Origin of the sequence: Celerinatantimonas marina, assembly GCF_046054165.1 — a bacterium.
Classification (GTDB): Bacteria; Pseudomonadota; Gammaproteobacteria; order Enterobacterales; family Celerinatantimonadaceae; genus Celerinatantimonas.
In genome coordinates, this window is the sequence record NZ_JBFNXK010000001.1 from 207,733 (window position 1) to 232,590 (window position 24,858).

Consider the following 24,858-nt stretch of genomic DNA (forward strand, 5'->3'; position numbering starts at 1 on the left):
AATATCAACTCCTTATTGAGGCTTGCGCACGAAGAAATTCATCCACCTCATCGCGATGAGGAATGGACGTTTGCGCCCCAAAACGAGTGACCGAAATCGCGGCAGCCGCATGAGCAAAACGAATCGCAGAATCCAGTGACATCTGTTCCAAAAGCCCGGTGACCAATGCACCATTAAAGGTATCCCCTGCGGCAGTGGTATCGGTAGCCTGAACCCGGAACCCGGCAATCAATCGCCCTTTTCGATTCTCACTGACCCAGACGCCACGCGCACCAAGAGTAATCATCACCACTTGAATGCCGAGATCATGCAAAGCACTGGCCGCCTGACCTGCCGAGACTTCATCGGTCACCGCAATCCCCGTTAAAACCTCGGCTTCGGTTTCATTCGGGGTAATGATATCCACATGGGCCAGCAACTCACGAGGAAGTGCTCGGGCCGGAGCCGGATTAAGGATCACTTGCGTATTGGCCTGTTTGGCTAATACAGCAGCCTCAATCACGCCATCCAGAGGCGTTTCCAACTGCATGAGCAAATAGTCGGCTTGCTGGATCAGGGACTGATAAGTCGCCACAACTTGTGCATTTAGATGAGCGTTCGCTTCCGGAGCAATACAGATAGTATTTTCTCCTTCATCAGAAACTTGGATCATCGCAATCCCGGTTGGACAACATTGTTCAATACGGACACTCTCGATAGCCATCCCATCATCAGCAAAACTGTTCCGGATCCCAATGCCAAAAGCATCATCCCCCACGCAAGCAATAAAGCCAATATCGGCATTCAACCGCGCTGCCGCAACCGCCTGATTCGCGCCTTTACCTCCGGGGATCACCTGATAATTATGGCCATGCAGGGTTTCTCCGGGCCGAGGGAATCGAGGGACCTGCAGCACATGATCCGCATTAACACTACCTAATACAACTAACCTATTCATATCAATTTATCTCGCCGAAAACGGAACCCTTTGATCATTCAATTCATTGATGATGACACGCGAAGATACAAATTCTGCCTCGTGAAACTCGGGGCAGAATTTGCAATGAACCGGATTATTTAACAATTTTCAGTGGAACTGGAATTGATTTTGCCACGGTTTCGCCTTTTAACACTTTGTCTGCGGTTTCAACACCCAATGCTCCGATGAGATAGGGTTGCTGCGCAATCGTAGCGCCTAGTTTGCCACGTTTAACCGCTGCCATACCATCTTTAGTGCCATCAAAACCAACGATCAAAACTTTTTTACCGGAAGCCTGAACCGCACGTAATGCCCCCAATGCCATTTCATCGTTCTGGGCAAATACCGCTTGCACATCTGGATGCGCTGCCAACAGATTTTCCATCACATTTAAACCTTTAGTCCGGTCGAAATCCGCCGGCTGGCTCGCCAACAACTGCATTTTGGAATGATTAACTTCCTGCATGAAGCCTTTTCCCCGTTCCCGAGCCGCTGAAGTTCCGGCAATCCCTTCCAACTGGATCACTTTGGCATTCTCACCAACTTTCTCTTCGATAAATTTACCAGCCATTTCACCACCGGCGACGTTATCTGAGGCAATATGCGCCACAACTTTCCCATGACTGGCTCCGCGATCCAACGTCAATACCGGGATTTTGGAACGATTAGCCAAACGGATCGCATTCGACACCGCATCGGAATCCGTTGGATTGATTAAAATCGCTTTGACGCCACGAACCGTCAGATCTTCAACATTTGAAAGTTCTTTGCTCGGGTCATTTTGCGAGTCGAGCACAATCAGGTTGTAACCTAATTCTTTAGCTTTCGCCTCAGCGCCTTCTTTCATCGTCACGAAGAACGGGTTATTCAAAGTCGAGAGCACAATTGCGATATTTTCCTGGGCCTGTGCCGCCACTGACACCAGTGAACTGACCAGTGCCGCTGAAATTAAAGTTGCCAGTTTTTTCATAATTACGGTCCTTTTGTAGGGTCGGTCTGGTCCATGCCAGACACACAGTTATTTGTTTTTGTTGTCCACCAATACCGCTGCCAAAATCACAATGGCTTTTGCGATCATTTGGTAATAGGACGATACATCCAGCAAGTTCAGAGCATTGTTCAAAAATCCAATAATCAGGGCGCCTATCAGCGTGCCCATAATTTTACCTTTACCTCCCATCAGACTGGTGCCACCCAGCACAACGGCTGCGATAGCGTCTAACTCATACCCCATCCCCGCAGTCGGCTGTGCAGACGATAATCGAGACGTCACGATAATCCCCGCGAGCGCAGACAACAGACCACAGATGGCATACACACCAATTTTGACTCGGTCGACATTAATCCCGGATAACCGAGTCGCCGATTCATTGCCCCCCAGCGCATAAACATAGCGCCCAAAACGAGTCTGCGTCAGCAGATACCAAGCGCCGGCAAAAACCACGACCATCAACCAGACTGGAACCGGAATACCGAACACATACCCCGTACCAAACCACGCAAACGCATCGGCCGTATCGGTAAACCCAACCGAAATAGGTCGGCCATCGGTATAAACCATCGTGACTCCGCGCAGCAAGGTCATGGTGACCAAGGTCGCAATAAAGGCCTGCACTTTGCCTTTAGCGATAATCACACCGCTCACAGCCCCCAGCAACGCCCCAGCGAGCAAAGCCACTGGCACCGCAATCATCACCGGTATTTCCAATGCGATCATCGTCGCCGCAAACGCACCGGAAAGCGCCAGCACCGAGCCAACACTCAAGTCGATCCCTGCGGTCAGAATAACGAGTGTCATCCCAACTGCGATGATGGCATTCACGGAAGTCTGACGCAGAATGTTCAGTAAATTTTCTACCGTGAAAAAGTTTGGATTCAAAAATGAGACCACCACAACCAGCAGCAACAGTGCAACCAGTGATTTTTGTTCAACCAGCCGCTCTTTACTGAGCCATTTTCTGGGTTTTACCGATGTCGATTGATTTTGGGTACTCATGCTGGTTCCTCATTTATTACATTATCGGCGACAATCGCACTGCTCCGGCCTACGGCACAGGCCAATAAGTTTTCTTGGTTCGCCTCATCGGCATTAAATTCGCCACTAATACGGCCTTCATGCATCACCAGAATACGGTCACTCATGCCCAAAACTTCCGGCATTTCTGATGACACTAGGATGATACTCATCCCTTCAGTTTTAAATTTATTAATCAGTTGATAGATCTCTTTTTTGGCACCCACGTCCACCCCGCGAGTGGGCTCATCCAGAATCAGCACTTTGGGGCGAGTCATCAACCCTTTAGCGATCGCCACCTTCTGCTGATTTCCCCCGGAGAGATTGCCAATAATCTGCTCTCGCTTCGGGGTTTTGATATTGAACAGGTTAATGAAATCATCCACCGCCAACTGCTCTTCACTATGATGGATCTGCATACCTTTACTTAATAATTTCAGTGAACATAGGGACATATTCTCTTTGACCGACAACCCCAAAATCAGACCATCCCCCTTACGATCTTCTGAGATATAGGCAATCCCCGCCTTGAGCCCATCCTGAGGTGTACGCGTTTCAATGAGCTGTCCATCCAAGCGGATTTGACCATGTGTTTTAGGCAGCGCACCGTAGATCATCTTCATCAACTCGGTACGCCCTGCCCCCATCAACCCCGAGATCCCTAAAATTTCACCGTGATGTAACTTAAAGCTGATGTGATCAATCCCCGCACCGGATAGCTCTTCAACCTGCAAGCAAACCTGGCTCTGCGGAACCTGTACCCGAGGGTATTGCTCATCCAACCGACGCCCCACCATCATTTCGATCAACCCGTCTTCATCGATATCACTGACTTTGCATTGGCCGATAAAATTGCCATCCCGCAGCACGGTAATATCGTCGCAAATCTCAAAAATCTCTTTTAAGCGATGTGAGATGTAAACAATACCGGTTCCTTTATCGCGCAGCTCATTGATCACCTTAAACAGAGAGTGGGTCTCCGTATCGGTCAGTGCATCGGTCGGTTCATCCATGATGATGACCTTGGAGTTAAACGAAAGTGCTTTGGCAATTTCGACCATTTGCTGCTCACCTAAGCTCAACTCGCCCAGTAGCGTACTGGAACTGCGGGTCACATTGAGCCGAGCCAGCAACTTATCGGCCTCTTGATACATCTGTTTCCACTGGATACGTCCCAATGGCGAAACAATCTCACGTCCTAAAAAGATATTTTCTGCAATCGTTAGTTCAGGGATCAGATTAAGTTCCTGATGGATAATACTAATCCCTGCCATTTGGGATTCCCGAGGGCCCTTAAATTTGACCGATAATCCCTGATACTCAATGCTACCGGCATCTTTTTGATAGATACCCGTCAACACTTTCATCAGTGTCGATTTACCCGCGCCATTTTCCCCAATCAAAGCCATCACTTTTCCGGGATAAACGGCGAGGCTTGCCTTATTCAGCGCTTTCACGCCCGGAAATGATTTATCAATATCCGTTAAGGCCAGAACAGGCGAAGTCATAACATCTCCTCCAATTGGGTCGGCTCACTTGCGTTTCCCATTAAAACACCACACCAGCCTGAAAAATCACATTGGCGAAACCAGTACATTCACCGGTACGAACAATCGCCCGACTCTGATGAGTACGCTGCTTAAAGGCTTCATGGGGCACATAACTCAGCGTAAACGTTTTACCGCAGCGCTGCTCTTCTGCCTGTAACAACGCCATCACCTGCGCGTGTAGATCCGGACTGACTTTAGGAAACTCTTCAGCCATAATCACCCCTTCAATCTGCGATTCTGACAGCAAGGTTTTCACGACATCGATAAATGCCGGGATCCCGTGGGTTAATGCCAAATCAATCCGTTGGACACACTCCGGGATCGGCAGACCCGCATCACAAATCGTGTATTCATCCGTATGCCCAAGCGTCGCTACCAGATGAGATAACTCGGCATTCAGCAGTGCTGTTTTTTTCATCACATCCACCTTCAAAGCTGTTGTTTAAAACCGATGAGTCACATGTAAGAACAGGTTGGAAATCCCATCGAAACGTTTCGATGGATCATAAAGAACAACCCTCGACTTTGCACCAGAGTGGCGCTAAGAATGTGAGTTGGATCGGTAACGATGGGGATCACGACCATGAATTAGTGACCGGAGTCACTGATGATAAAAAACAGATTACAATCAATTTTAAAAAGGAATGGTTATCTAGGGGCTGTTGACCTTTTAAACTAAAAAACCTCGTGATGCAATGTCATTCACTCATGAAACCGCACGGGATATTGCCTACTCAAAACATGTTTGCAAACACTCGCGGATTGCCTCATCGGCTGACATATATTGATTTTTACTTGTTTTTTCCCCTTGTTTGACCCAGCTATAAAGCGGAACCCCGGGATAAGCCGTATTGCTTTCAATACGGTAAAGCCTAAATTTAAAAAATTGATTTAAGTGAGGTGAATTCCCAGTTTTTATTGAAATGACCAGATACACCCCCTTAGACGTATGGATCAAACCAAAACTCCTGAGTAAAACATTTGAAACAGAGACATTCACACCGAATAGCGTAAATCGATCACCTGAAGGTATCGGGACAATAGAATAAGTTGCATCATGATTTTTAATATAAACCGAGAGCGCCGGATCAGGATGCGAGGTGTTATTATCAAAGTTCGAATAAAAGACAACATCTGCCATACCATCTGAGTTTAAATCTAAATGATTCGGCCCATAATTTAATTCAGTAAAGCGCGCAGTGGCATCAACATGAAAAGAACTGAACATCAGAATTAGCAAACATAGATGTTTCATGGATTAAAAACCTTGAAAGTACACTGGTATACTCATTTGAATAATAACCATAGATCATAAACAGGCCGAATTTAACTTCATTCAGCTCTGTTCATTTGAAGAAGATTTCAAGCTAAGCAGCATTTCTCACTAATCGGAAACCTAAATCGGGGCGTTTATGACCACGGGAATGGATATCGCAACTTGCCAAAGAGTCATCAACCAGCATAAAACTTCCTCCACAGTAAAAATAAAGATCGTTGTTACCTTCTAACTTAAATAACTCACCGGTCCATTCGGCCACATTCCCCGACATATCAAATAAATGAAGTTCATTCGGTTTTTTCTGCCCAACGATATGCGGCACTTCTTTTTGAGACAGGTCATCAGTTGGGAACCACCCCACCGCATCTCGCTGATTCGATCCAGCAAACAATGTCCCATACGTTTGATGTAGCAATGCAGGCCGGCCGCCTCGTGCGGCAATTTGCCACTCAACAACACTCGGAAGACGGTACCCAGAAGCCGCCGCATTCACGATAACAACCCCATTTTTAGGCCGCTTAAAGATCGGTTGCTGCGACTGATCTAAATAATAAGGCGATAGATGATAATAACGGCTCATCATATTGGCAAAAATAATCGCATCCCACCACGACACACTGGCAACCGCGATATTTGACTCTTCCTGATGCAGGTGCTGATTGAGCTTTCCCTGAACTAGTTTCTGTTTAATCGCCCAGCTTGTGACGCGGTGAAACAACACATGGGTCACTTCAGTCTGCATCATATAATATGATTTCACTGTCACATTAGGGTGTTCTTGATAGGGCTGTTGACCAAACACACCACCAACATAATAATCCCCCGACTGAACAAGTATTTCTTTTATTCGTGGGATATCATCTGTTGATGAAAAAGCAAAAAAGCTAGTCAGATAAATACACAGACATAAAAACACTCGCATCAACGAATAACCTCTACTAAATAAAATAATCAAAAAGGCAACACAGTAAAAGATAGACTTTGTACTCGTCAAGAAAAATTCATTCAAGGTGAAAAATAACGATTAAAATCGTTTAAAAACTAAGTCACATTCTAATCAAACAATTCCAATGATAAATAATGCGGTTCCGTATAAACTATTTTTAATAACAGCGTCGAACATGACTGCAATTACGTCAAATAAAGCATGATTTAAAATGCACCCGCTATTCAATTGCTCCTATACCAGAAATTAAGATAGTTCATCCCATCATATTAAATAGCCACGACATAAACCGCTTAAATTTAATTTAATAGAAAATTCACTATAATCCGGTTAAAAACAGCAGGCTGATCCATCAGCGGAAGATGCCCGGCATCTTTGATACTCACAAATTGAGCATTTGGCATGATCGCCGCAGCCTTAGCGCCAAATTCAAGCGGAAACAGCTGATCATTTTCCCCCCAAACCACCAATGTTTTATGTTGGATCCCACGAAGAACCCTCTCTGGTAACGCAGAAACCGCCGCACCACGACCTTGGGTGAACGCTTTTTTCCCGCCCTTACGCTTCAACACTGCCACAGAATAACGACCATGCGCCTCATCGCGATGAGCTGGATTGAACAAGATATAGCGAGAAAAGAAACGATTGGCCAGAGCAGAGGGCAAAATGTTCAACCAAAGCATCCCCACAAGAGCCATCCTAGGCGGCTTTGCTCCTAGCGCACCAGAATCAACCACAATGAGTTTATCGACCATCTGCGGATAATCGAGCGCGAATTGCAGCGCAATTGCTCCACCTTGAGATAATCCGACGATATGCGCTCGGGCGATCCCTTGCGCCGCTAAAAACTGCTTAAGCCAAGATGCAAAATAAGCTTTATCATAAGCGGCATCGGGCTTATCCGACTCGCCATACCCCACGATATCCGGGGCGATCACCTGAAAATATTCTGCCAACGGAGCGATGGATGGATACCAAGTTACGGCTCCCGCCCCACCGCCATGCAGACAAATAACAGGATCACCGCGACCGGCGGATAAATAGGCACTATTCACCGACCCCACCCGGACCTTAGCTTGGGTCACCGGGATACCAATCCGATCAATTAACGTTTGCCGGTCACGTTGCGTTTGCATTTGATTAACTCCCCTTCGTAAGAGTTAGCAACAACTCAGCCAATGTCCCCAGCGGGGTTGCACCTAAAGGCTCAAATAAAGCCGCCGCAACATGTGCAAATGAAACCTGTGCCTCTTCATAAATTTGCTTCCCGGCTGCCGATAAAGTCACCAGGCTCACTCGAGCATCCCGAAGATTTTCCTCTTTTTGAACTAACCCCATTTTTTCCATCGGATTAATCAATCGCGTAACGCCCGATGGACTCAAACCGACCAGCTCAGCTAAATCACTACGTCGCAGAGTTTGAGTGGGCGCTGTATATAATTGATGAAGGACCAGATATTCGCTCACCCCAAGACCATGTACCGAGAGAGCACGGCTCATCCGCTTCTGCATTTTACTATGCAAACCAATGAGATGAATCACCAACTCACTTTCGCTAATTTCAGACACGCTGAATTCCTTGATAACTAGTTGAGTACTCAAGTTTATGGATGATTACTTGAGATGTCAAACATCTTGCAAGTAGATGTAAGCTAGTACGCTTATAAGGAAATAAACCGGGTAACAACGAAAAGGAAGCGCCCCCCATAAACCGTCCCTATCTGTTCAATCATGGTGTGTCTATGATGGCGTTAATTGGGAAGAGAGACGGCTCAGTTAAAAGTAACTCAGACTATAACCAGCGTCATTCGGTGGGTGACTTTTTATATAAAGGCTTCAATATGGATGGTCCCGAAGAGATGAGCGATCACGCCTTCGAGACAACCTTATCGCAGGTTTCTGGCTCAACCAATTTTAGAGGTATTCACACAGGTAGGCTGTATTGATACTCACTTTAAGATCAAAAGAAGAGTTGCCAGCCACTTCAAACAGATCACCACTATTATATGTGTGCCATTCCGATTCCCCGGCACATTTTACAATCAGTTGGCCTTTCACAACCGTCATTCGTTCCGGCGCAGCCGTTGAAAAAGTGTATTCACCAGCCAGCATCACACCAACGGTGACTGAATGGCCATCCTGATCAAAACCCAAAGATTTAACCGTCTCATCGAAATAACTATTCTCTTTGATCATACGTCTCCCTTGTTCGAGATTTTATAAATGATGAAGTGCACCAAGACGTTGCAACTCAGTAAAATGACTCGCTCACTCCAAATATTCACTTAGCCTTACCCAAGTGGCGCGACACGTCATAAGGCTGAGCCCGCTGACAGGCTTATGCTTTTACGCTATCCGAATCATTTTCGCAAGACCTAGCCAAAACCGATCACGAGAAAAAAACACCACTCCGCTTATCCTGCGCAATAACATACTAAAAATTAAAGCATTACGAGATAATTAGGACACCCACCGCAGAAAATCCGTCATGGTAGGACTCTTTGGCCTTCCTTTTCAAAGTAGTTCAGATTAATCAGAAGTGACAGCAGATTAACCAGCAAAATTGATCAAAATTCAGGGCAATACTCTCGGCTACTGTGCTCCTTCTAAACTTCATAGGAACCGCATTAATACTCGCTTTATAAGGTGGGTGGCCTATTTATTTTGCCCTTAGCCTTACCCAAGTGGCGCGACACGTCATAAGGCTGAGCCCGCTGACAGGCTTATGCTTTTACGCTATCCGAATCATTTTCGCAAGACCTAGCCAAAACCGATCACGAGAAAAAAACACCACCCCGCTTATCCTGCGCAATAACACACTAAAAATTAAAGCATTACGAGATAATTAGGACACCCACCGCAGAAAATCCGTCATGGTAGGACTCTTTGGCCTTCCTTTTCAAAGTAGTTCAGATTAATCAGTAGTGACAGCAGATTAACCAGCAAAATTGATCAAAATTCTCGGCTACCGTGCTCCTTCTAAACTTCATAGGAACCGCATTAATACTCGCTTTATAAGGTGGGTGGCCTATTATTTTACATTAATACTCCATACTCTTCTAAAAATTATCTCTTTTATATCTTCTGAAAATTGTATAAAAACTAGAAATAACTGAAATGAGAATCATATATCCTCACATACATCAGGATTTAGACCTATTGACATAGGTCAAATTTAATTATCGACACATCCAAAAATATGATAAAAAACATAATAGTGGTATTTATCAACAACACACCTACTCACAAGTCTACAATTCATCTTCATATATTTATAGCATAAAAAATATTGGCATTTATGACGTGGGTTTATCATCAAAAAGATCACTACATTAGTAGGAATGGAATAAAAATGTCGGAAGGATATTCCGGTCAAGGTCGGGGAAAAAATAACCCTGAAATGCAGAATATAAAAAGTACAGGTCCTATCCCGAGAGGAAAATATACAATTATCGGAACCCCCTTTAAACACCCTCACACAGGCATCTATACCTTACGATTACAACCAAATGCTAGTAACATAATGTTTGGCCGAGATGGATTTATGATTCACGGCGATAGCCGTGCCCACCCGGGGCAAGCCTCTGAAGGTTGCATAATTCTCCCATTCTGGGTTAGAAAGAGTATATGGATGAGTAATGAAAGAGAAATAGAGGTTGTTGAATAATGAGAAAATTATTGTTTCTATGTCTATGTTTTACGACCTTCTGCTCCTATGCCAAATTAGATACTACCTGCCATACTTGGCCGATGAATATGGCAAAAAGTTGGTTGCAGGATAAAAACATCGTCGCTGAAAAACTGATTGTAGACGATAAAACCCAATTTAGACTGTTAGCCTCTGAAAAATTGGAAAGCGGCCAATACACTGATGTCTATTTTTTTACGTTCTTTGATTACAAAGGTAACGCGTACCATCTGATCACTCAAAACATCTCATCGGACGAAGAGTGTTCCATCAGCAGCGTCAATATTTATCGAGTTTCTAATTATAAAATAACCTATTAGCTAGGTAGGTAGCGCAATGCTATTGTGCCCCCAAACCTGCGGGGGCGTTATTTGAATATGGCTCGCGGCGCCGTTGCCTTGGCAAACACTAATAACCAGGACACCCACCTCAGAAACTCAGTCATGGCAGTGATTCTTTGGCCTTGCTTTTCAAAGTAGTTCAAATTAATCAGAAGTGACAGCAGATTAACCAGCAAAATTGATCAAAATTCAGAGCAATACTCTCGGCTACTTTGTTCCCTCTAAATTTCATAAGAACCGCATGAATACTGGCTTTATAAGGTGGGTGGCCTATTTATTTTTATATTTTTTATGCGCTTAATCCAACAAATGGTTATATTTTTCAGGGAGTAAACTAAATTCTCCCCAGCCTAAACCTTGGAAGCATAAGCCAGTTCCATTTTGTTTTACTGTGCCATAAACAATTAATATGCGACCAACTGAATTATCATCAATGCCATGTTCTTTTTGATCTTTATCTTGAGACTTTAAACAAAAATCACAAACACCTTCTGCATTATTTTCAAGGAAAGTCATTCTAAAGTTAGTTGGCCTTTTATACTCACCTAAATGTGCTGTGCTTACAATTTTTCCGTAATAAAAACTTGGGATGTCAGTTTCTTCTGAAATTGTTTTAACACTTTTAAAAAGGTCTATAAGTCGAATAGCATATTTCTTATCAGGTAAGTGGAAGTATTTATATAAGTTTTCGTCAAAATTACGGCAGAGACCAGCTACAGTTTTGATCCTACTAGGCAAGGCAAATGTCTCGCCATTATGACGACCAATTGCTACTTCTGTTATTGGTCCAACCTGATCTTCTACAGGAGTTTCATCATAAATTACAGATTGATCCTCTTTGGGTTCAGGTTTATTTTTTAGAAAACTATTTATAATAACCAAGTTTTCATCATCGATTGCTTTCTTAGCTTCTTCCCAGTTTTCGTACCTCTTACCCTCTGGTTTAATTGACTTTAAATCGCATTTCACGTTTTTATAAGTTTTAATATGCGCAAAATATGCTTCTCGCCCATTGGTAAAATGCTCTTTTTCTTTTGGCACCCGGTTAAGATTAGTAAAACAACCTGGGCAAAATAAGCTTCCATCCATATCAGTTTTATATTCAGACGGAATAATTTTCTTTGCATTAGCTTTGAGTAATGCAGGATTACCCTTTTCGTAGCTCCAATGTTCCATTTGATAAGCAAACTTTATTCGTCTATTTGACTCATCTGCACCCATATAGCTTCCTTATTTAATAGTTAATTCAAATACTGAAAAGCACACCACTCCCAATTAACTGTGCGAGATAATGAATAATCAAGACACTCTCTACATGAACTCAGTTATGATAGAACTCCTTGGCCTTCCTTTTCAAAGTAGTTCAAATTAATCAGAAGTGACAGCAGATTAACCGGTAAAATTGATCAAAATTCAGGGCAATACTCTCGGCTACCATGTTCCCTCTGAACTTCATAAGAACTGCATAAATACTGGCTTTATAAGGTGGGTGGCCTGTTTATTTTTTCCATCAGCAGCGTCAATATTTATCGAGTTTCTAATTATAAAATAACCTATTAGCTAGGTAGCGCAATGCTATTGTGCCCCCAAACCTGCGGGGGCGTTATTTGAATATGGCTCGCGGCGCCGTTGCCTTGGCAAACACTAATAATCAGGAGACCCACCACATAAACTCAGTGATGATAGGACTCTTTGGCTTTCCTTTTCAAAGTAGTTCAGATTAATCAGTAGTGGTAGCAAATTAACCTGCAAAATTGATCAAAATTCAGAATGATACCTTCGGTTACTTTGTTCCCTCTAAATTTCATAAGAACCGCATGAATACTGGCTTTATAAGGTGGGTGGCCTATTATTTTATTTTTATGCATCAGGTTATAGTTAGGACACCCACCGTAGAAACTCAGTCACGGCAGTGATTCTTTGGCCTTCCTTTTCAAAGTAGTTCAAATTAATCAGAAGTGACAGCAGATTAACCAGCAAAATTGATCAAAATTCAAAACGATACCTTCGGCTACTTTGTTCGCTCTAAATTTCATAAGTACCGAGTGAATACTGGCTTTATGGGTGGGGGGCCTGTTTATTTGGCTCTTCGCCTTGTTAGCAATTGGCTAACGTCACACTCGGCGTTAGATGGTTAAAAAATAACATTTTTTATTGCAGTCAATATTCCACTACTCTAATATAACCCCGTTACCACATAGGCACTCCGGTCTGACACCAAGTACAGCTTGTTACATTGTGTGATAAGGCTACCGATGGCGGGCATCGGTTCAGGAGAACCTGCAATGAAAAAAGTGGTTAAAGTACGAGCTTATACTCGAACTCGCTTTGGTAGAAAAGAAGCAGTGTGCAAGCATTTGCGTTCACTACCTAGACGTTAAGTCCTAAAGCCCATGTGGTAACATTAAACCTCCATCATTTTTAAGTAGTGTCCCTCATCGCCTGTTTTACAAAAAACTTCTTTGAATTTATCTAGGTAAACGTCTGGATCAATATCAGCAATCAATCCTAGATTTACAGGATCAGAATGGGACTGCCGATTGATATAACGGAAAAAAGACTTCAATTCTTGAGTTGACTCTTTTTCGACCAATTCATTAAGCACCTGCCCCAATGAATTTTTCTTATGAACAAAGCCATAATAATGCTCTAATATATTTCTCATCACATTAGGTATAACAACTGGATTAATTTTATGCTCTTTAGCATCAATTAAAATTTGCCATAAAGATTGATATTCATTTTTCAACTCTGAGAAACCAATAGGTTGAACTAAAGAATGCTTATGTTTTTTAATGCAGTAGAGAGAATACTTATCTTTATGATTGGATGATAACTTAATCAATTCGTGAAAGAAAAATAAGCTATGAGTTAGCACAATAACTTTATAATATGATTTATTAACTAATAATTTAGAATGAATAAGTGATGCTATTTCATAAATATAGTTTTGTGATAAACTAGAAACTGGGTCATCTACAATGACAACTTTTTCAGAGTCAGAAATGCTATCAGTAGCTGTTTGACTACCACTACACATTTCTAGAAAATACAGAAATGTTATTAATGTTTTTTCACCTTCACTTAATGATTTATAAACATTGACTTCATCTGTTTTATCACGTTGAATTGAAAATAATTTAGAATCTCTGGAAGACTTTACTATTTCAAAATTTGTTACACCCAAACACCTTAAGCCATCATTTATTTTGATAATAGTATCGTCAATGTTTGACATTTGAGATCTAAGTTTCTTTATTTCTTTAGTATTCTCCTCCCCTTCTTTTTTAATTTTATCTAAATTTAATTTCAACTGATTTATATTAGATTCATTCTTATTTGAAATATCATTAATAATATTAATGATATCCTCACTTTCGTTGCGTAAGTATTGCCAAACCTTAGACTTTATATTCGACTTTGATTTAGTAATCTGTTTTGTTTTTTTATTTATTTCATTTATATTAAGGTTAATCTCATCTACTATTGAGATTAAATCTGACAAGTCAACATTTAAATTTTCTTTAATTTGGATAGATGTATCATGTAATTTTTTATCTATTATATTAATATTATTCTGAATATCATTTAAAATTTTATGCTCTATTATATCTAGATTATAGTTATCCTTATCAAATAAGGGAGAAGATTCAATTGAGTTTTTTAACACATCAATAAACATCTTCCATTTTTCGCTATAAGAATTTTTCAACTCATTTAATTTCTCCAATTGCTTTTCAAAAGAGTTATCGAATAATTTTGATAATTGCAGCCTAAAATTATCATCAATACTTTCTGATTGGCAAAACGGACAAATATTTTTAGAGTTATTTAAAAACTTATCCCTTCCTAATTTAACCCATTCCATATTTCCTAGAACATCTATTAAATCAGACAATTGACTATGAGAACTTGATATTATAGGCTCTTCTAAAACCTTATACTCCTCATCTGTTAGTTGCGGAATTTCATTAATATTTATCGTGTTAACTATTATATCTTTAAATTTCATTAATTGTAAATATTCATCTTCTAACTTTGAAATATCTACTTTAGAATTATCAACAGGAATAGTTATTAACTTAGAATAGAATTTTTGTTTTGGCCTTTTAAAACCTTCAATAAAATCGTAAATACGATAATCTTTTATTATATTTAATTTTTTGTAAACATTATTAATTGCACCATCTATATTTTTATCTGTCCGTTCTTTTTCACTAACAATTTTATCTTTAGTATTATTATATTTTTTCAATAAATCATCTCGAACTTTTTCTTTCACTTCGATTTGATGACTTAGATCTTTATTATTTTTACTTAATGTAAAAATTCCAGCCTGTTCGTTATTTTTATAAAAAACATCTTCTACAAATTTGTTATTATAAACGAATGGTTTATATTCTCTTTCTAAATTTATTATACAGTCATTATATTTTTCATCATCTGAATTATAAAATAGGTTTGATATGGTAGATTTTCCAGTACCGTTAAGGCCATAAATAAAACCATATGGCTTAGTAATATCGATAATCTGCGGTTCTTCATCGGTATAACTAGCAACATTTTTTAATGTTATTGTTTCTGACATCATACTCTTCCATAAATTTGTATATAAAATTTAAATATTATTTTTCTAGTGTAATACTTCCACTATGTTTGAGATACCACAAATATTGCTAACAGTTGTACATCACGCACACTCAAAAACTACCTGCGAATTTTTATCTAAAAATCTAATAAAATTATATTTATCAATGAAGTATGAGCACTTTTCTGATATACTTTGATCGCAAAATACGCGTGCTCAATATTCCCCCCAATAGTTCACAATAGCTCCCACATTAATTTCATAATAGATTGATATTTATACTATTTTATACGATGTTAAAAAACAAAGTGTGCACCTCTTAGGACAAAACAAACTCGATTGTGCATCTTGAAATATAACACTGTATGAATATACAGAACCCCGTTAATCGATGTCTGGGATAAATCAAAGTTCTTCCCTAGAAGGCATTCGATCAAATATTAGCCTTCACGGTTACAGTGTTTACGCTAAAAACATTAACCTGGCTCAAGGCGTTTAAAAATAAAACCCATCCTTCACTTATCACCACAGGTTATCGTGGTCTATGCCCTATTTATTATTGATTTAAATACCGATATTCAAAAATAACTGATATCCATTTTAAATAGAAATTCAGTAGAATATTCACTCCCATAATAATAACTTCAATACTGATAAAATATTATTTATATTCAACATCTGTGCTGAATAAGTGATTGTTCGATATCTAATTTATTTATCTATAGAATTAATGGGGACTAGATTTTCATCACTTGTTAATTTTAGGCACCCACGCTACCGCACTGATGATTCATCAGTCATGACAGGGAACTACCTAAAAATGATAAATTTATTTTTAACATTAGCGATAAAATGGTTAGTTAGCAATCAATTTGCCCGATTTTTAAACCAGATGTGCAAGGTTTTTGATCTATATCGTGTGCCATTCTGTTGGCTCTAGAAAAGTACTAAGTATTAATAATTATATTTATTATCTTAGTGAATAAAGTGCGTCTTCTTTATATAAAAATTTTATTTATAGAATAAGTCACTTTACTCAGTAATAATTTTATAAACATAAATGATTATCAATAGGCTCTGATTCAAATCATAATGAAATGGCTTTAATTCAGAGCACTTGGTGGGGTGATTACCAGGTTAGCATTTGCTTAATATGAGGAAGTGGAGCGGCTTTGTTTGCTTCTGCGGCGCCGACTAAAATACCAGGGAGGACATCATCTCGGGTCATACCATATTGTAGCATCCCTTGAGGGCTCATCATCACGGGAACGCCTTTATCTATTAAATTCAGTAGTGTTTTCTGTACTCCGGGAAATTTAGCGGCATTGGCTTTTGAGCCCAGTAGAACCCCTTGTTTATTGAGTAAAATGATTAGCGGCTGGCCTTGTTGTAATTGTGCCACACTAAATGAGATAGCCATATTGGCTTTATGCACATTGCTACTGGTGACATTGATAAGTAACGATCCTGAAGCATCGGCAGCCATCGCTGGAGACAACAGCACCGTCAGGCCTAAAATAACGGTTAATAATAAGTGAGAAATAGGTTTCATATAGTCCTCCTGAAACTCAGGATGAACATGTCGGTTGTTCATAAAGGTGATTATACATCATGTTTTATATCGGCAGACGGTGATGAAAATAAAGAATTTTTTAGCGATTTTGTCCAGCTATGGGTCATCTGCTCAAGGATCACTCACCTGAATCAGCCCCATAAACTGAGGCTGTTACTTTTCGGCTTATTTATAAGCCACGAGCATAAAGAGCGGATAGCTACGTTTGCAGCTTTGTTTGTAAATTTCATCATACGCTTCGTTAAAGCCGACTTTAAATCCTGTTTTTTGTGCCAGCTTCGATAATTGCTCTAGTTCAAACCCATTATGCCCATCAAAATCAGGCAGATCTTGATGAAACGAACCATCTTCTTTGACTAAATCAACGACAATAAAGGCCCCACCCGTATCCAGTTTACGATATGCTTGCTGAAAAAAGGCCTCTAGATCCAAGATGTGATGCAAGACCATCAGCATGGTGATAGCCGAAGCATTCACCGGAACGTCAGCAAGCTGTTCCACCTGACAAACCGATGCATTATGAATACGGTCCTGATTAATCTTAGCCTGAGCGACCTGAAGCATAGCTTCGGATGCATCAGCTAAATAAATATGCTGAAAGGCTCCAAGAAGCTGCAAGCCTAATAATCCAGTACCACAGCCATAGTCGATCAAATTTCCATGCGGCAATAAATTCAACTGTTCAATCCGCTGAGCAGCCACTGAGGCGCGTCTCCATTTTTCCGGATTGTTATCCCACTGTGCCGCCAGTGCATCAAAATAGGCTTTATTTACCGACATTCCCCAGTTTCTCCCCTGATTGAGTGAACACAAGCTCCACCCTATCGCAGTTTCATGTCATTCCCAACTATCTTTGAAACACTTGATGAAAAACGGTTGCCCTATTCTATCGCCTGTTGGCTTACTCTGATCGAGTATTTGTGTTGAATATCTGTCTGTCATTTTCATGAGGGAAATATTTTCACAACAATTAAGTAAAAATTTCCTTAAATTTTTTTACTCTGATCGACAATTCTAAATTTTCTGCCTACCAAGAGTGATCGGTATCACTAACATGTTGTAAATACGTTAATTCGTTCATTGTCTGAACAAACAGAATGCATAGACTGGAAGACACATAATAAAGAACATCAAGTGGCATCCTACTATGAAAAATATCACCAAATTACGTTCACTCTGTGCGGCGACTCTACTCACAGCCGGCATCTCAGGATCTTGTTTTGCTGGCAATGTCACAGTATGGGCATGGGACCCTAACTTTAACGTTGCAGCAATGAATGAAGCCGCCGCCCGTTATGAAAAAGGTCATCCCGACTTTCATCTCAAAGTCATTGATTCCGGTAAAGAAGATATTGAACAGAAGTTGCAAACCATGCTCGCTTCAGGCATTACCAGCTCTCTGCCTGATATTGTGCTCATTGAAGACTATAACGCGCAAAAATATCTACAATCCTATCCAGGTTCATTTGTTCCCTTACAAAAAAGTATCGATTACAGCCAGTTTGCACCGTATAAAGTCAAAGTCATGACCGTCGGGAATCAGGTCTATGGGGTTCCATTCGACTCTGGGGTTGCCGGTATGTTCTATCGCAGTGATTATCTGAAAAAAGCCGGCTTTAGTGATGCAGATTTGCAAAATATCAGTTGGGATCGCTTTATTGAAATCGGTAAACAAGTCAAAGCCAAAACTGGGGTTGCGATGCTTGCCTATGATATTAATGATGTCGTCCTCCCCCACATCATGATGCAATCTGCCGGCCAATGGTATTTCGATAAAGACGGTAAATTAAATATTGCTCATAACACCGCGCTTAAAGCAACGCTACAAACCATCAAAAAAATCAATGATGCCAAAATTGTCCGGCCAACTTCGGGCTGGTCTAATTTTGTCGGTGGTTTTAATTCCGGGAAACTTGCTTCGGTAGTCTCTGGCGTCTGGATTATCGGTTCCATTAAAAGTGTTCCCGATCAATCCGGTAAATGGCGAGTCGCGCCGATCCCAAGTTTAAATATTCCCGGAGCCACTCATGCTTCCAACCAAGGCGGGTCAAGTTGGTATGTTTTAACCAAAGGGAAAAACACCAAAGAAGCAATTGAATTTCTTAATGCTGAATTTGCTCACGATACCGATCTCTATCAAAAATTGCTGGTTGATCGCGGTGCGCTAGCCACCTATCTCCCTGCCAATCATGGTTATGCTTACCAAGTTAAAGACCCGTTCTTTGGAGGACAGCAGGTCTTCGCTGATTTCTCTAAATGGGTGGCTCAAATTCCACAGGTTTCCTACGGCATGTACACTCAGGAAGTCGATAATGCCATTGCAGCTGAAATCCCAGCCCTGCTCAATGGGGAATCGATTGACAAAATTCTCAGTCGGGTCGAAACCAACCTGCGCTATCAGATCATGCAATAACTCTGATGAGGAGGCGAGTGATGCCTCCTCGATTTTCTGCTGACTGCCATTCATGGATTTATAATGAATAAAGCAAAACTCCATCGACTTTATGATGTCAACGGCTGGATGTTTGTCCTGCCTGCGGTGGCGCTGATTGCCCTGATGACGCTCTACCCGATTGTCAATTCACTTTGGCTCTCGTTCCATTCCGGACGCGGCGTAGTGATGCACTTTGTCGGGTTTGGCAATATCATGCGCCTGTTTTATGACCCAATGTTCAAGCAGGCATTGAGTAATACACTGCTCTTTTTAGTGATTCAGGTTCCGATTATGATCCTGCTTTCACTGGCGATTTCATCTTGCCTGAACTCACCTCGGCTCAAATGTCGGCAACTGTTTCGGTTGGCGATCTTCTTGCCTTGTGTTACTTCACTTGTGGCCTATTCGATCCTGTTTAAAAGTATGTTTCAGCTCGATGGCGTCATTAATTCATTCTTACTCTTCACTCATATTATCAGTGAGCCGATTCCGTGGCTGGCCGATCCGTTTTGGTCCAAAGTAACCATTATTATTGCAATTACTTGGCGCTGGACGGGCTACAATATGATCTTCTATCTATCCGCGATGCAAACCATTGATAAGTCAATCTACGAAGCGGCACGCATCGACGGCGTTAGCCCGATCCAGCAATTTTTTCACTTAACGGTTCCCCTTTTAAAACCGGTGATTCTATTCACCAGCGTCACCTCGACCATTGGTACTTTACAATTGTTTGATGAGGTGATGAATATCACCGCGGGAGGGCCAGCCAACTCAACATTGACGCTCTCGCTGTATATCTACAACTTATCGTTCAAGTTCGTACCTAACTTTGGTTATGCGGCCACGGTTTCCTATGTGATTGTGGTATTTGCCGCCATATTGGCACTGATCCAATTCAAAGCAGCGAGGAATCAATGATATGAGACGAAGTACGTTTCAAAATGCCATCATGCATTTGTTTTTGTTGGTGATGAGTCTGATCTCGCTGTTTCCATTTTATTGGATGGTGGTCTCCAGTACCAACAATACCAGTCAGATCAATATTGGTAAGTTTACTTTTGGCGATCAGTTGCTGAAAAACTTTCATACCCTAACCAGTCAGGTCGATCTACCGAGGATCTTCTGGAACACCTCTAAAATTGCGGTTGTCAATACCGTTGCCACATTGGTGATCTGCTCACTGGCCGGGTATGCCTTTGAGGTTTATAAAAGTAAAGGCCGGGAAAAACTCTACGTCGCACTACTGACGACCATGATGATCCCGTTTGCGGCTCTGATGATCCCGTTATTTACCATGTTCGGTAAAGCCGGATTACTTGATACCCACTTTGCGGTAATCCTGCCCACGGTATCGGTCGCATTTATCATCTTTTATTTTCGCCAGTGTACAAAGAGTTTTCCAAAAGAGTTAATCGATGCGGCCCGCGTTGAGGGTGTTGCTGAATGGAAAATCTTTTTACATGTTTATGTGCCGGTGATGCGTCCGAGTTACTCGGCCGCTTTCATCATTGTGTTCATGAACTCATGGAATGCGTTTTTATGGCCTTTGATTGTGCTGCAATCCAATGAGCTAAAAACCATTAACCTAGTCCTGTCCAGCTTTGCCTCAGCCTACGCACCAGATTATGGATTAATTATGATTGGAACAGTGATGTCCACGATCCCTAGTCTGATTATCTTTTTTGCGATGCAAAAACAGTTTATTGCCAGTCTTACCGGAGCCGTCAAATAATGCTTAGTACTCAATTTTTCACTCGACCTACTTTTTTCAGAGATGGATCGGAAACCGATTATGAGTGGACCGAAATCCGGGATTATCAGCATCAGACGCTACCGACATCCATGCGGCAACAGATCCCGATGATACTGTTTCTATCTGATCTGCCCCAAGCCGTTGAATTAACTAATCCGGAGGTGTTACATGGCTGAAATTCAACTCAATAACGTGGTGAAACGTTACGGCAATACAGAAACTATCCACCATATCGATCTTGCCATTGACTCCGGTGATTTTGTCGTATTTGTCGGGCCATCCGGTTGCGGGAAATCCACACTGCTGAGAATGATTGCCGGGCTTGAAACCATTACCGATGGGACCATCCAAATTGGCGATCAGATCGTCAATCACATTGATCCGGCCGGACGAGGGATTGCGATGGTCTTTCAGACTTATGCGCTCTACCCGCATATGACCGTCAGTGAAAATATGAGTTTTGGATTAAGAATGACCGGTCATCCTAAAGCAGATATCGCAAAACGAGTACAACAGGCCAGTACCACATTGCAGCTCGATGCACTCTTAGACCGAACTCCAAAACAACTTTCCGGAGGCCAACGGCAACGAGTGGCGATTGGTCGGGCGATTGTACGTCATCCACAGGTATTCTTATTCGATGAACCTTTATCCAATCTGGATGCAGAATTACGTGTAGAAATGCGACTCCAAATTGCTAAATTACATCAGGAACTCAAAACCACAATGATCTATGTGACCCATGATCAGGTGGAGGCAATGACGCTGGCGGATAAAATCGTCGTCATCAATCAGGGGAATATCGAGCAAGTGGGAACTCCAGCTGAGCTCTATCACCGCCCGCAAAACCTGTTCGTTGCCGGCTTTATCGGTTCACCCAGTATGAATTTACTCCCGGGACAAGTGGTTTCTGTTGCTCCGGATCAACTCAAAATTCAGATTAATCACCAGCAAACGATTACGCTACAAAGTACCTTACCAATGATCGAAGCCAGACAATCCGTGGTTGTGGGGATCCGGCCGGAACACCTGGCTCTGGGGGACGCGGGCGATGTTAAACTCACCATGCGTAATGAAGCCACCGAGTGGCTTGGTAATACCACGTATCTGTTCGGCAGCTTTTCTGGAGTCGATAATTTTAAAGTCTCACTCGCACTAGATTCGAATCCGGAACCTTACGGTGAGTTACAACTTAGTTGCAACAGCGAGCATGTTCATCTGTTTGATGAACAGGGTCTACGCATTAATTAATCGCGTTGGCCTCGGATCATAACAGCCCTCAGGGGCTGTTATCGATATGTAACGCGTTCAAAACTTTCTCGCCAGATCATATCGAATCCAAGTTGCACATTCTTTTTGTAACTTCGGCCTTCCACCAACTCCATAAACAGATCAACTGCGGCTTCTCCCATTTCTGCCGGATACAGTCGCATCGTGGTCAGGCTCGGATTCAAATGCTGAGAGGTTGGAATATCATTCATCCCTACCACCTGAATTTTCCCCGGAATATCGATCCCTCGTTCCTGAATGGCCCGATATACGCCGATAGCAATAATGTCCGTTGCGGCAAAAACCACATCCGGTTGCAATGGCGAATCTAAGATCTCAGCCATTGCCTGATACCCGGAATCGATACAAAAATTCGGGCTAATTTTACAAAGAGGTTCACAGTAAATCCCGGCTTCTTGTGTCATCTGTCGAAAGACATATAAGCGATCTTCCTGATTGCCAATAAAGGCCGGCCGTTTTGCTCCACTTTCAATGATGTAACGCACAATCTCCCGAGCAGCACTTTTGCGATCAAAAGTGACGGCATCGGCTAACTTCGGCAATGGATTGGAATCGATAAAAATTAGGTTTCGATTAATAGAGCGGATCAATTGAATATGTTCCAAACTAAAGTGTCCTACACAAATAACTCCCTGCGCCTGCTCCATAAATCGCATGTTACTGGGTAAGTTATTGGTAAAACTACTGCGCAGACCAATATTAAAGTGGTGGCAGCGATTCTCGATACCAATTCGGATCGAGGTGAAATAAGGGTCGTTTAGTTCCTGAGTCGGCGTTAAAAAATGCACAACCAATAGGTGTAAATCCGTCATCGAAGGTGTCTGAAAATGAGAACGAGCCACGACCCCTACATCGGTGTTTTGCTGTTGTTTTCGCTGCGTTGGCGATAAATATCCCAATTGTTTGGCAATTTGTTCGATACGCTGACGCTTTTCTTTACTCACCGATAAGGTGATGTCATGGCTTAAAACCCGAGAAACTGTAGACGCAGCCACACCCGCTTGTTGCGCAATTTGTTTAATTGTTGCCACGGAAAATTTTCCTAATTTTTCCTTAATTTTTACTGAGTTGGAATTTAGGTGCTGTGATCTAGGGATCATTCGCTACAGAAGAGATGAGCCGACATACCCAAGGTGTGACAACGAACAACTATTCCAGGCCATAACGGCTGATAGATGCGGCAAAATGGGTAATCAGGGGCGGGAGTTAACAGCCCGGACACACAAAGGAGGTCCGAGCTACAGCGGGATAGCGTGCATCACGCTACCTTGTTAATCGTTCCAGACATCAGCCGCGATCTCATGGATCAACCGAATTTTAGCCCATTGATCATCGATGGTTAATTTATTACCTTCTTCCGTAGAGGCAAAACCACATTGTGGACTTAGGCATAGATTATCCAATGGAACATAGTGTGTCGCTTCCTGTATCCGGGCTTTCACCTGAACTTTATCTTCCAGTTCCGGAAATTTTGAAGTAATCAATCCCAATACAACCCGACTATTCGGATTTGACCAGTGACGTAATGGCGCGAAATCTCCGGCGCGATCATTATCGTATTCTAAGAAAAACCCATCATACTGGGTTGCAAATAATGCTTTCGAGATCGGTTCGTAACCTCCGGAAAATAGCCATGAAGAGGCATGATTCCCCCGGCAAATATGGGTAGTAATTACCATATCCGCTGGTTTTTCAGCTAACGCATTGTTGATAATTTCAGCACAGATATCCGCCATCGCATCAGCATCTATTCCTTTCTGCTGTAAAGATTCCCGTTTACCCGCATCAGCTAAAAAGGCCCAGTTGGTATCATCAAACTGCAAATATCGACAGCCGATCGCATAAAATGCCTGAATCGCATCCCGATAGATCGTTGCCAGATCCTGATAAAAATCATGGCGATCAGGATAAATTTCAGCCATTTTTGACGACCCGTCATTGGCTAAAATTTCCTGACGTAAAATCATGGTTGGGCTGGGGATCGTCGCTTTCGCCACATAGCCATCTTCTGTTTCTGCCACCTCTTTTAAAAATTTAAAATGGGTCAAAAACGGATGCTCCGGATTAAAACCAACTTTCCCGGTTAAACGCACATTATAAGAAGGTGCAGCTTTACCATGAAACGTTTGGTTGTAACCCTGCTCAGGGACATAGCCTTCAATACCGACTAAATTTTCCAGAAAATCGATATGCCAAAAACCTCGGCGGAATTCACCATCGGTGATCACATGCAAACCAGCTGCTTTCTGTTGGGAAACCAGTTCCCGAATCGCTTGATCTTCAATGGCCGTCAGTTCAGCTCTTGAAATTTGGCCCGCTTTATAGTCACGGCGCGCCTGGTGCAAATAATCCGGCCGAAGATAACTGCCCACAACGTCAGCACGAAAAGGAGGACGAATAGCCATGAATAAAACCTCTTAAAGAATCATTGAATAATGCAT

General features: G+C 41.9%; 24 protein-coding genes. 8 read left to right on the plus strand and 16 right to left on the minus strand.

All coding sequences use genetic code 11. The annotated features are described in order from the left end of the window. Nucleotides 1–4 precede the first annotated feature (4 nt). The 5 genes from rbsK to rbsD form a co-directional block, all read right to left on the minus strand. Nucleotides 5–937: a ribokinase gene (gene rbsK / locus ABUE20_RS00940; protein ID WP_408617918.1), complete on the minus strand. Its 933-nt coding sequence runs from the start codon at nucleotides 935–937 to the stop codon at nucleotides 5–7. A gap of 115 nt (nucleotides 938–1,052) precedes the next feature. Further along, nucleotides 1,053–1,928, minus strand: a complete 876-nt coding sequence (gene rbsB, locus ABUE20_RS00945; RefSeq protein ID WP_408617919.1) for a ribose ABC transporter substrate-binding protein RbsB — start codon at nucleotides 1,926–1,928, stop codon at nucleotides 1,053–1,055. A 48-nt stretch (nucleotides 1,929–1,976) separates the two neighbouring features. Then, nucleotides 1,977–2,954 (minus strand): ribose ABC transporter permease, encoded by a 978-nt coding sequence (gene rbsC / locus ABUE20_RS00950; RefSeq protein ID WP_408617920.1) that lies wholly within the window; start codon nucleotides 2,952–2,954, stop codon nucleotides 1,977–1,979. Further along, nucleotides 2,951–4,480, minus strand: a complete 1,530-nt coding sequence (rbsA, locus tag ABUE20_RS00955; protein ID WP_408617921.1) for a ribose ABC transporter ATP-binding protein RbsA — start codon at nucleotides 4,478–4,480, stop codon at nucleotides 2,951–2,953. The genes rbsC and rbsA overlap by 4 nt, the downstream gene beginning before the upstream one ends. A 40-nt stretch (nucleotides 4,481–4,520) precedes the next feature. Next, nucleotides 4,521–4,940 carry a D-ribose pyranase gene (rbsD, locus tag ABUE20_RS00960; protein ID WP_408617922.1) on the minus strand — a complete coding sequence of 140 codons (420 nt, stop codon included), beginning with the start codon at nucleotides 4,938–4,940 and terminating at the stop codon, nucleotides 4,521–4,523. A gap of 80 nt (nucleotides 4,941–5,020) precedes the next feature. On the opposite strand from rbsD, the gene ABUE20_RS00965 reads away from it, so the two are divergent. Beyond that, entirely contained in the window at nucleotides 5,021–5,188 is a 168-nt protein-coding gene (locus ABUE20_RS00965) for a hypothetical protein (RefSeq protein ID WP_408617923.1), read from the plus strand. Between the two features lie 64 nt (nucleotides 5,189–5,252). On the opposite strand, the gene ABUE20_RS00970 is transcribed toward ABUE20_RS00965, so the two are convergent. The 5 genes from ABUE20_RS00970 to ppnP form a co-directional block, all read right to left on the minus strand. Then, on the minus strand, nucleotides 5,253–5,777 hold the full coding sequence (locus tag ABUE20_RS00970) for a carbapenem self-resistance protein CarG family protein (protein ID WP_408617924.1): 525 nt from the start codon (nucleotides 5,775–5,777) through the stop codon (nucleotides 5,253–5,255). A 112-nt stretch (nucleotides 5,778–5,889) separates the two neighbouring features. Further along, nucleotides 5,890–6,723, minus strand: coding sequence for an SUMF1/EgtB/PvdO family nonheme iron enzyme (locus ABUE20_RS00975; RefSeq protein WP_408617925.1), 834 nt, complete (start codon nucleotides 6,721–6,723; stop codon nucleotides 5,890–5,892). A 323-nt stretch (nucleotides 6,724–7,046) separates the two neighbouring features. After that, complete coding sequence (locus ABUE20_RS00980; protein WP_408617926.1) at nucleotides 7,047–7,883, minus strand: alpha/beta fold hydrolase; 837 nt, start codon at nucleotides 7,881–7,883, stop codon at nucleotides 7,047–7,049. A gap of 4 nt (nucleotides 7,884–7,887) precedes the next feature. After that, the gene (locus ABUE20_RS00985; protein WP_408617927.1) at nucleotides 7,888–8,316 is read right to left on the minus strand and encodes a MarR family winged helix-turn-helix transcriptional regulator; all 429 of its coding nucleotides are present in this window, start codon (nucleotides 8,314–8,316) and stop codon (nucleotides 7,888–7,890) included. Nucleotides 8,317–8,661: 345 nt separating this feature from the next. Next, complete coding sequence (ppnP, locus tag ABUE20_RS00990) at nucleotides 8,662–8,943, minus strand: pyrimidine/purine nucleoside phosphorylase (RefSeq protein ID WP_408617928.1); 282 nt, start codon at nucleotides 8,941–8,943, stop codon at nucleotides 8,662–8,664. Between the two features lie 1,156 nt (nucleotides 8,944–10,099). Here ppnP and ABUE20_RS00995 point away from each other — a divergent pair. Beyond that, nucleotides 10,100–10,414 (plus strand): tlde1 domain-containing protein, encoded by a 315-nt coding sequence (locus ABUE20_RS00995; RefSeq protein ID WP_408617929.1) that lies wholly within the window; start codon nucleotides 10,100–10,102, stop codon nucleotides 10,412–10,414. Further along, nucleotides 10,414–10,755, plus strand: a complete 342-nt coding sequence (locus tag ABUE20_RS01000; RefSeq protein ID WP_408617930.1) for a hypothetical protein — start codon at nucleotides 10,414–10,416, stop codon at nucleotides 10,753–10,755. Before ABUE20_RS00995 ends, ABUE20_RS01000 begins: the two co-directional genes overlap by 1 nt. 318 nt (nucleotides 10,756–11,073) lie before the next feature. On the opposite strand, the gene ABUE20_RS01005 is transcribed toward ABUE20_RS01000, so the two are convergent. The 4 genes from ABUE20_RS01005 to ABUE20_RS01020 form a co-directional block, all read right to left on the minus strand. Then, a complete protein-coding gene (locus ABUE20_RS01005; protein WP_408617931.1) occupies nucleotides 11,074–11,997 on the minus strand; it encodes a hypothetical protein in 924 nt (307 codons plus the stop codon). Between the two features lie 1,183 nt (nucleotides 11,998–13,180). Further along, nucleotides 13,181–15,367 carry an AAA family ATPase gene (locus ABUE20_RS01010; protein WP_408617932.1) on the minus strand — a complete coding sequence of 729 codons (2,187 nt, stop codon included), beginning with the start codon at nucleotides 15,365–15,367 and terminating at the stop codon, nucleotides 13,181–13,183. Nucleotides 15,368–16,493: 1,126 nt separating this feature from the next. Then, on the minus strand, nucleotides 16,494–16,916 hold the full coding sequence (locus ABUE20_RS01015) for a DsrE/DsrF-like family protein (RefSeq protein ID WP_408617933.1): 423 nt from the start codon (nucleotides 16,914–16,916) through the stop codon (nucleotides 16,494–16,496). Between the two features lie 186 nt (nucleotides 16,917–17,102). After that, the gene (locus ABUE20_RS01020) at nucleotides 17,103–17,717 is read right to left on the minus strand and encodes a methyltransferase domain-containing protein (RefSeq protein ID WP_408617934.1); all 615 of its coding nucleotides are present in this window, start codon (nucleotides 17,715–17,717) and stop codon (nucleotides 17,103–17,105) included. 367 nt (nucleotides 17,718–18,084) lie between these two features. On the opposite strand from ABUE20_RS01020, the gene ABUE20_RS01025 reads away from it, so the two are divergent. The 5 genes from ABUE20_RS01025 (at nucleotide 18,085) to ABUE20_RS01045 (ending at nucleotide 22,378) form a co-directional block, all read left to right on the plus strand. After that, nucleotides 18,085–19,350, plus strand: coding sequence for an ABC transporter substrate-binding protein (locus ABUE20_RS01025; protein WP_408617935.1), 1,266 nt, complete (start codon nucleotides 18,085–18,087; stop codon nucleotides 19,348–19,350). A 63-nt stretch (nucleotides 19,351–19,413) separates the two neighbouring features. Continuing rightward, complete coding sequence (locus ABUE20_RS01030; protein ID WP_408617936.1) at nucleotides 19,414–20,292, plus strand: carbohydrate ABC transporter permease; 879 nt, start codon at nucleotides 19,414–19,416, stop codon at nucleotides 20,290–20,292. A gap of 1 nt (nucleotide 20,293) precedes the next feature. Further along, nucleotides 20,294–21,106: a carbohydrate ABC transporter permease gene (locus ABUE20_RS01035; protein WP_408617937.1), complete on the plus strand. Its 813-nt coding sequence runs from the start codon at nucleotides 20,294–20,296 to the stop codon at nucleotides 21,104–21,106. Beyond that, nucleotides 21,106–21,303, plus strand: a complete 198-nt coding sequence (locus tag ABUE20_RS01040; RefSeq protein WP_408617938.1) for a hypothetical protein — start codon at nucleotides 21,106–21,108, stop codon at nucleotides 21,301–21,303. Before ABUE20_RS01035 ends, ABUE20_RS01040 begins: the two co-directional genes overlap by 1 nt. Further along, a complete protein-coding gene (locus tag ABUE20_RS01045; RefSeq protein WP_408617939.1) occupies nucleotides 21,296–22,378 on the plus strand; it encodes an ABC transporter ATP-binding protein in 1,083 nt (360 codons plus the stop codon). The genes ABUE20_RS01040 and ABUE20_RS01045 overlap by 8 nt, the downstream gene beginning before the upstream one ends. 38 nt (nucleotides 22,379–22,416) lie before the next feature. Here ABUE20_RS01045 and ABUE20_RS01050 read toward each other — a convergent pair whose 3' ends face one another. Further along, nucleotides 22,417–23,448 carry a LacI family DNA-binding transcriptional regulator gene (locus ABUE20_RS01050; RefSeq protein WP_408617940.1) on the minus strand — a complete coding sequence of 344 codons (1,032 nt, stop codon included), beginning with the start codon at nucleotides 23,446–23,448 and terminating at the stop codon, nucleotides 22,417–22,419. A gap of 240 nt (nucleotides 23,449–23,688) precedes the next feature. Beyond that, the gene (locus tag ABUE20_RS01055; protein WP_408617941.1) at nucleotides 23,689–24,822 is read right to left on the minus strand and encodes a 5-methyltetrahydropteroyltriglutamate--homocysteine S-methyltransferase; all 1,134 of its coding nucleotides are present in this window, start codon (nucleotides 24,820–24,822) and stop codon (nucleotides 23,689–23,691) included. Nucleotides 24,823–24,858 lie beyond the last annotated feature (36 nt).

Coding starts and splice junctions, on each gene's coding strand:
- rbsK (WP_408617918.1), bottom strand. CDS start 937: ATGAATAGGTTAGTTGTATTAGGTAGTGTTAATGCGGATCATGTGCTG.
- rbsB (WP_408617919.1), bottom strand. CDS start 1,928: ATGAAAAAACTGGCAACTTTAATTTCAGCGGCACTGGTCAGTTCACTG.
- rbsC (WP_408617920.1), bottom strand. CDS start 2,954: ATGAGTACCCAAAATCAATCGACATCGGTAAAACCCAGAAAATGGCTC.
- rbsA (WP_408617921.1), bottom strand. CDS start 4,480: ATGACTTCGCCTGTTCTGGCCTTAACGGATATTGATAAATCATTTCCG.
- rbsD (WP_408617922.1), bottom strand. CDS start 4,940: ATGAAAAAAACAGCACTGCTGAATGCCGAGTTATCTCATCTGGTAGCG.
- ABUE20_RS00965 (WP_408617923.1), top strand. CDS start 5,021: ATGGATCATAAAGAACAACCCTCGACTTTGCACCAGAGTGGCGCTAAG.
- ABUE20_RS00970 (WP_408617924.1), bottom strand. CDS start 5,777: ATGAAACATCTATGTTTGCTAATTCTGATGTTCAGTTCTTTTCATGTT.
- ABUE20_RS00975 (WP_408617925.1), bottom strand. CDS start 6,723: ATGCGAGTGTTTTTATGTCTGTGTATTTATCTGACTAGCTTTTTTGCT.
- ABUE20_RS00980 (WP_408617926.1), bottom strand. CDS start 7,883: ATGCAAACGCAACGTGACCGGCAAACGTTAATTGATCGGATTGGTATC.
- ppnP (WP_408617928.1), bottom strand. CDS start 8,943: ATGATCAAAGAGAATAGTTATTTCGATGAGACGGTTAAATCTTTGGGT.
- ABUE20_RS00995 (WP_408617929.1), top strand. CDS start 10,100: ATGTCGGAAGGATATTCCGGTCAAGGTCGGGGAAAAAATAACCCTGAA.
- ABUE20_RS01000 (WP_408617930.1), top strand. CDS start 10,414: ATGAGAAAATTATTGTTTCTATGTCTATGTTTTACGACCTTCTGCTCC.
- ABUE20_RS01005 (WP_408617931.1), bottom strand. CDS start 11,997: ATGGGTGCAGATGAGTCAAATAGACGAATAAAGTTTGCTTATCAAATG.
- ABUE20_RS01010 (WP_408617932.1), bottom strand. CDS start 15,367: ATGATGTCAGAAACAATAACATTAAAAAATGTTGCTAGTTATACCGAT.
- ABUE20_RS01015 (WP_408617933.1), bottom strand. CDS start 16,916: ATGAAACCTATTTCTCACTTATTATTAACCGTTATTTTAGGCCTGACG.
- ABUE20_RS01020 (WP_408617934.1), bottom strand. CDS start 17,717: ATGTCGGTAAATAAAGCCTATTTTGATGCACTGGCGGCACAGTGGGAT.
- ABUE20_RS01025 (WP_408617935.1), top strand. CDS start 18,085: ATGAAAAATATCACCAAATTACGTTCACTCTGTGCGGCGACTCTACTC.
- ABUE20_RS01030 (WP_408617936.1), top strand. CDS start 19,414: ATGAATAAAGCAAAACTCCATCGACTTTATGATGTCAACGGCTGGATG.
- ABUE20_RS01035 (WP_408617937.1), top strand. CDS start 20,294: ATGAGACGAAGTACGTTTCAAAATGCCATCATGCATTTGTTTTTGTTG.
- ABUE20_RS01040 (WP_408617938.1), top strand. CDS start 21,106: ATGCTTAGTACTCAATTTTTCACTCGACCTACTTTTTTCAGAGATGGA.
- ABUE20_RS01045 (WP_408617939.1), top strand. CDS start 21,296: ATGGCTGAAATTCAACTCAATAACGTGGTGAAACGTTACGGCAATACA.
- ABUE20_RS01055 (WP_408617941.1), bottom strand. CDS start 24,822: ATGGCTATTCGTCCTCCTTTTCGTGCTGACGTTGTGGGCAGTTATCTT.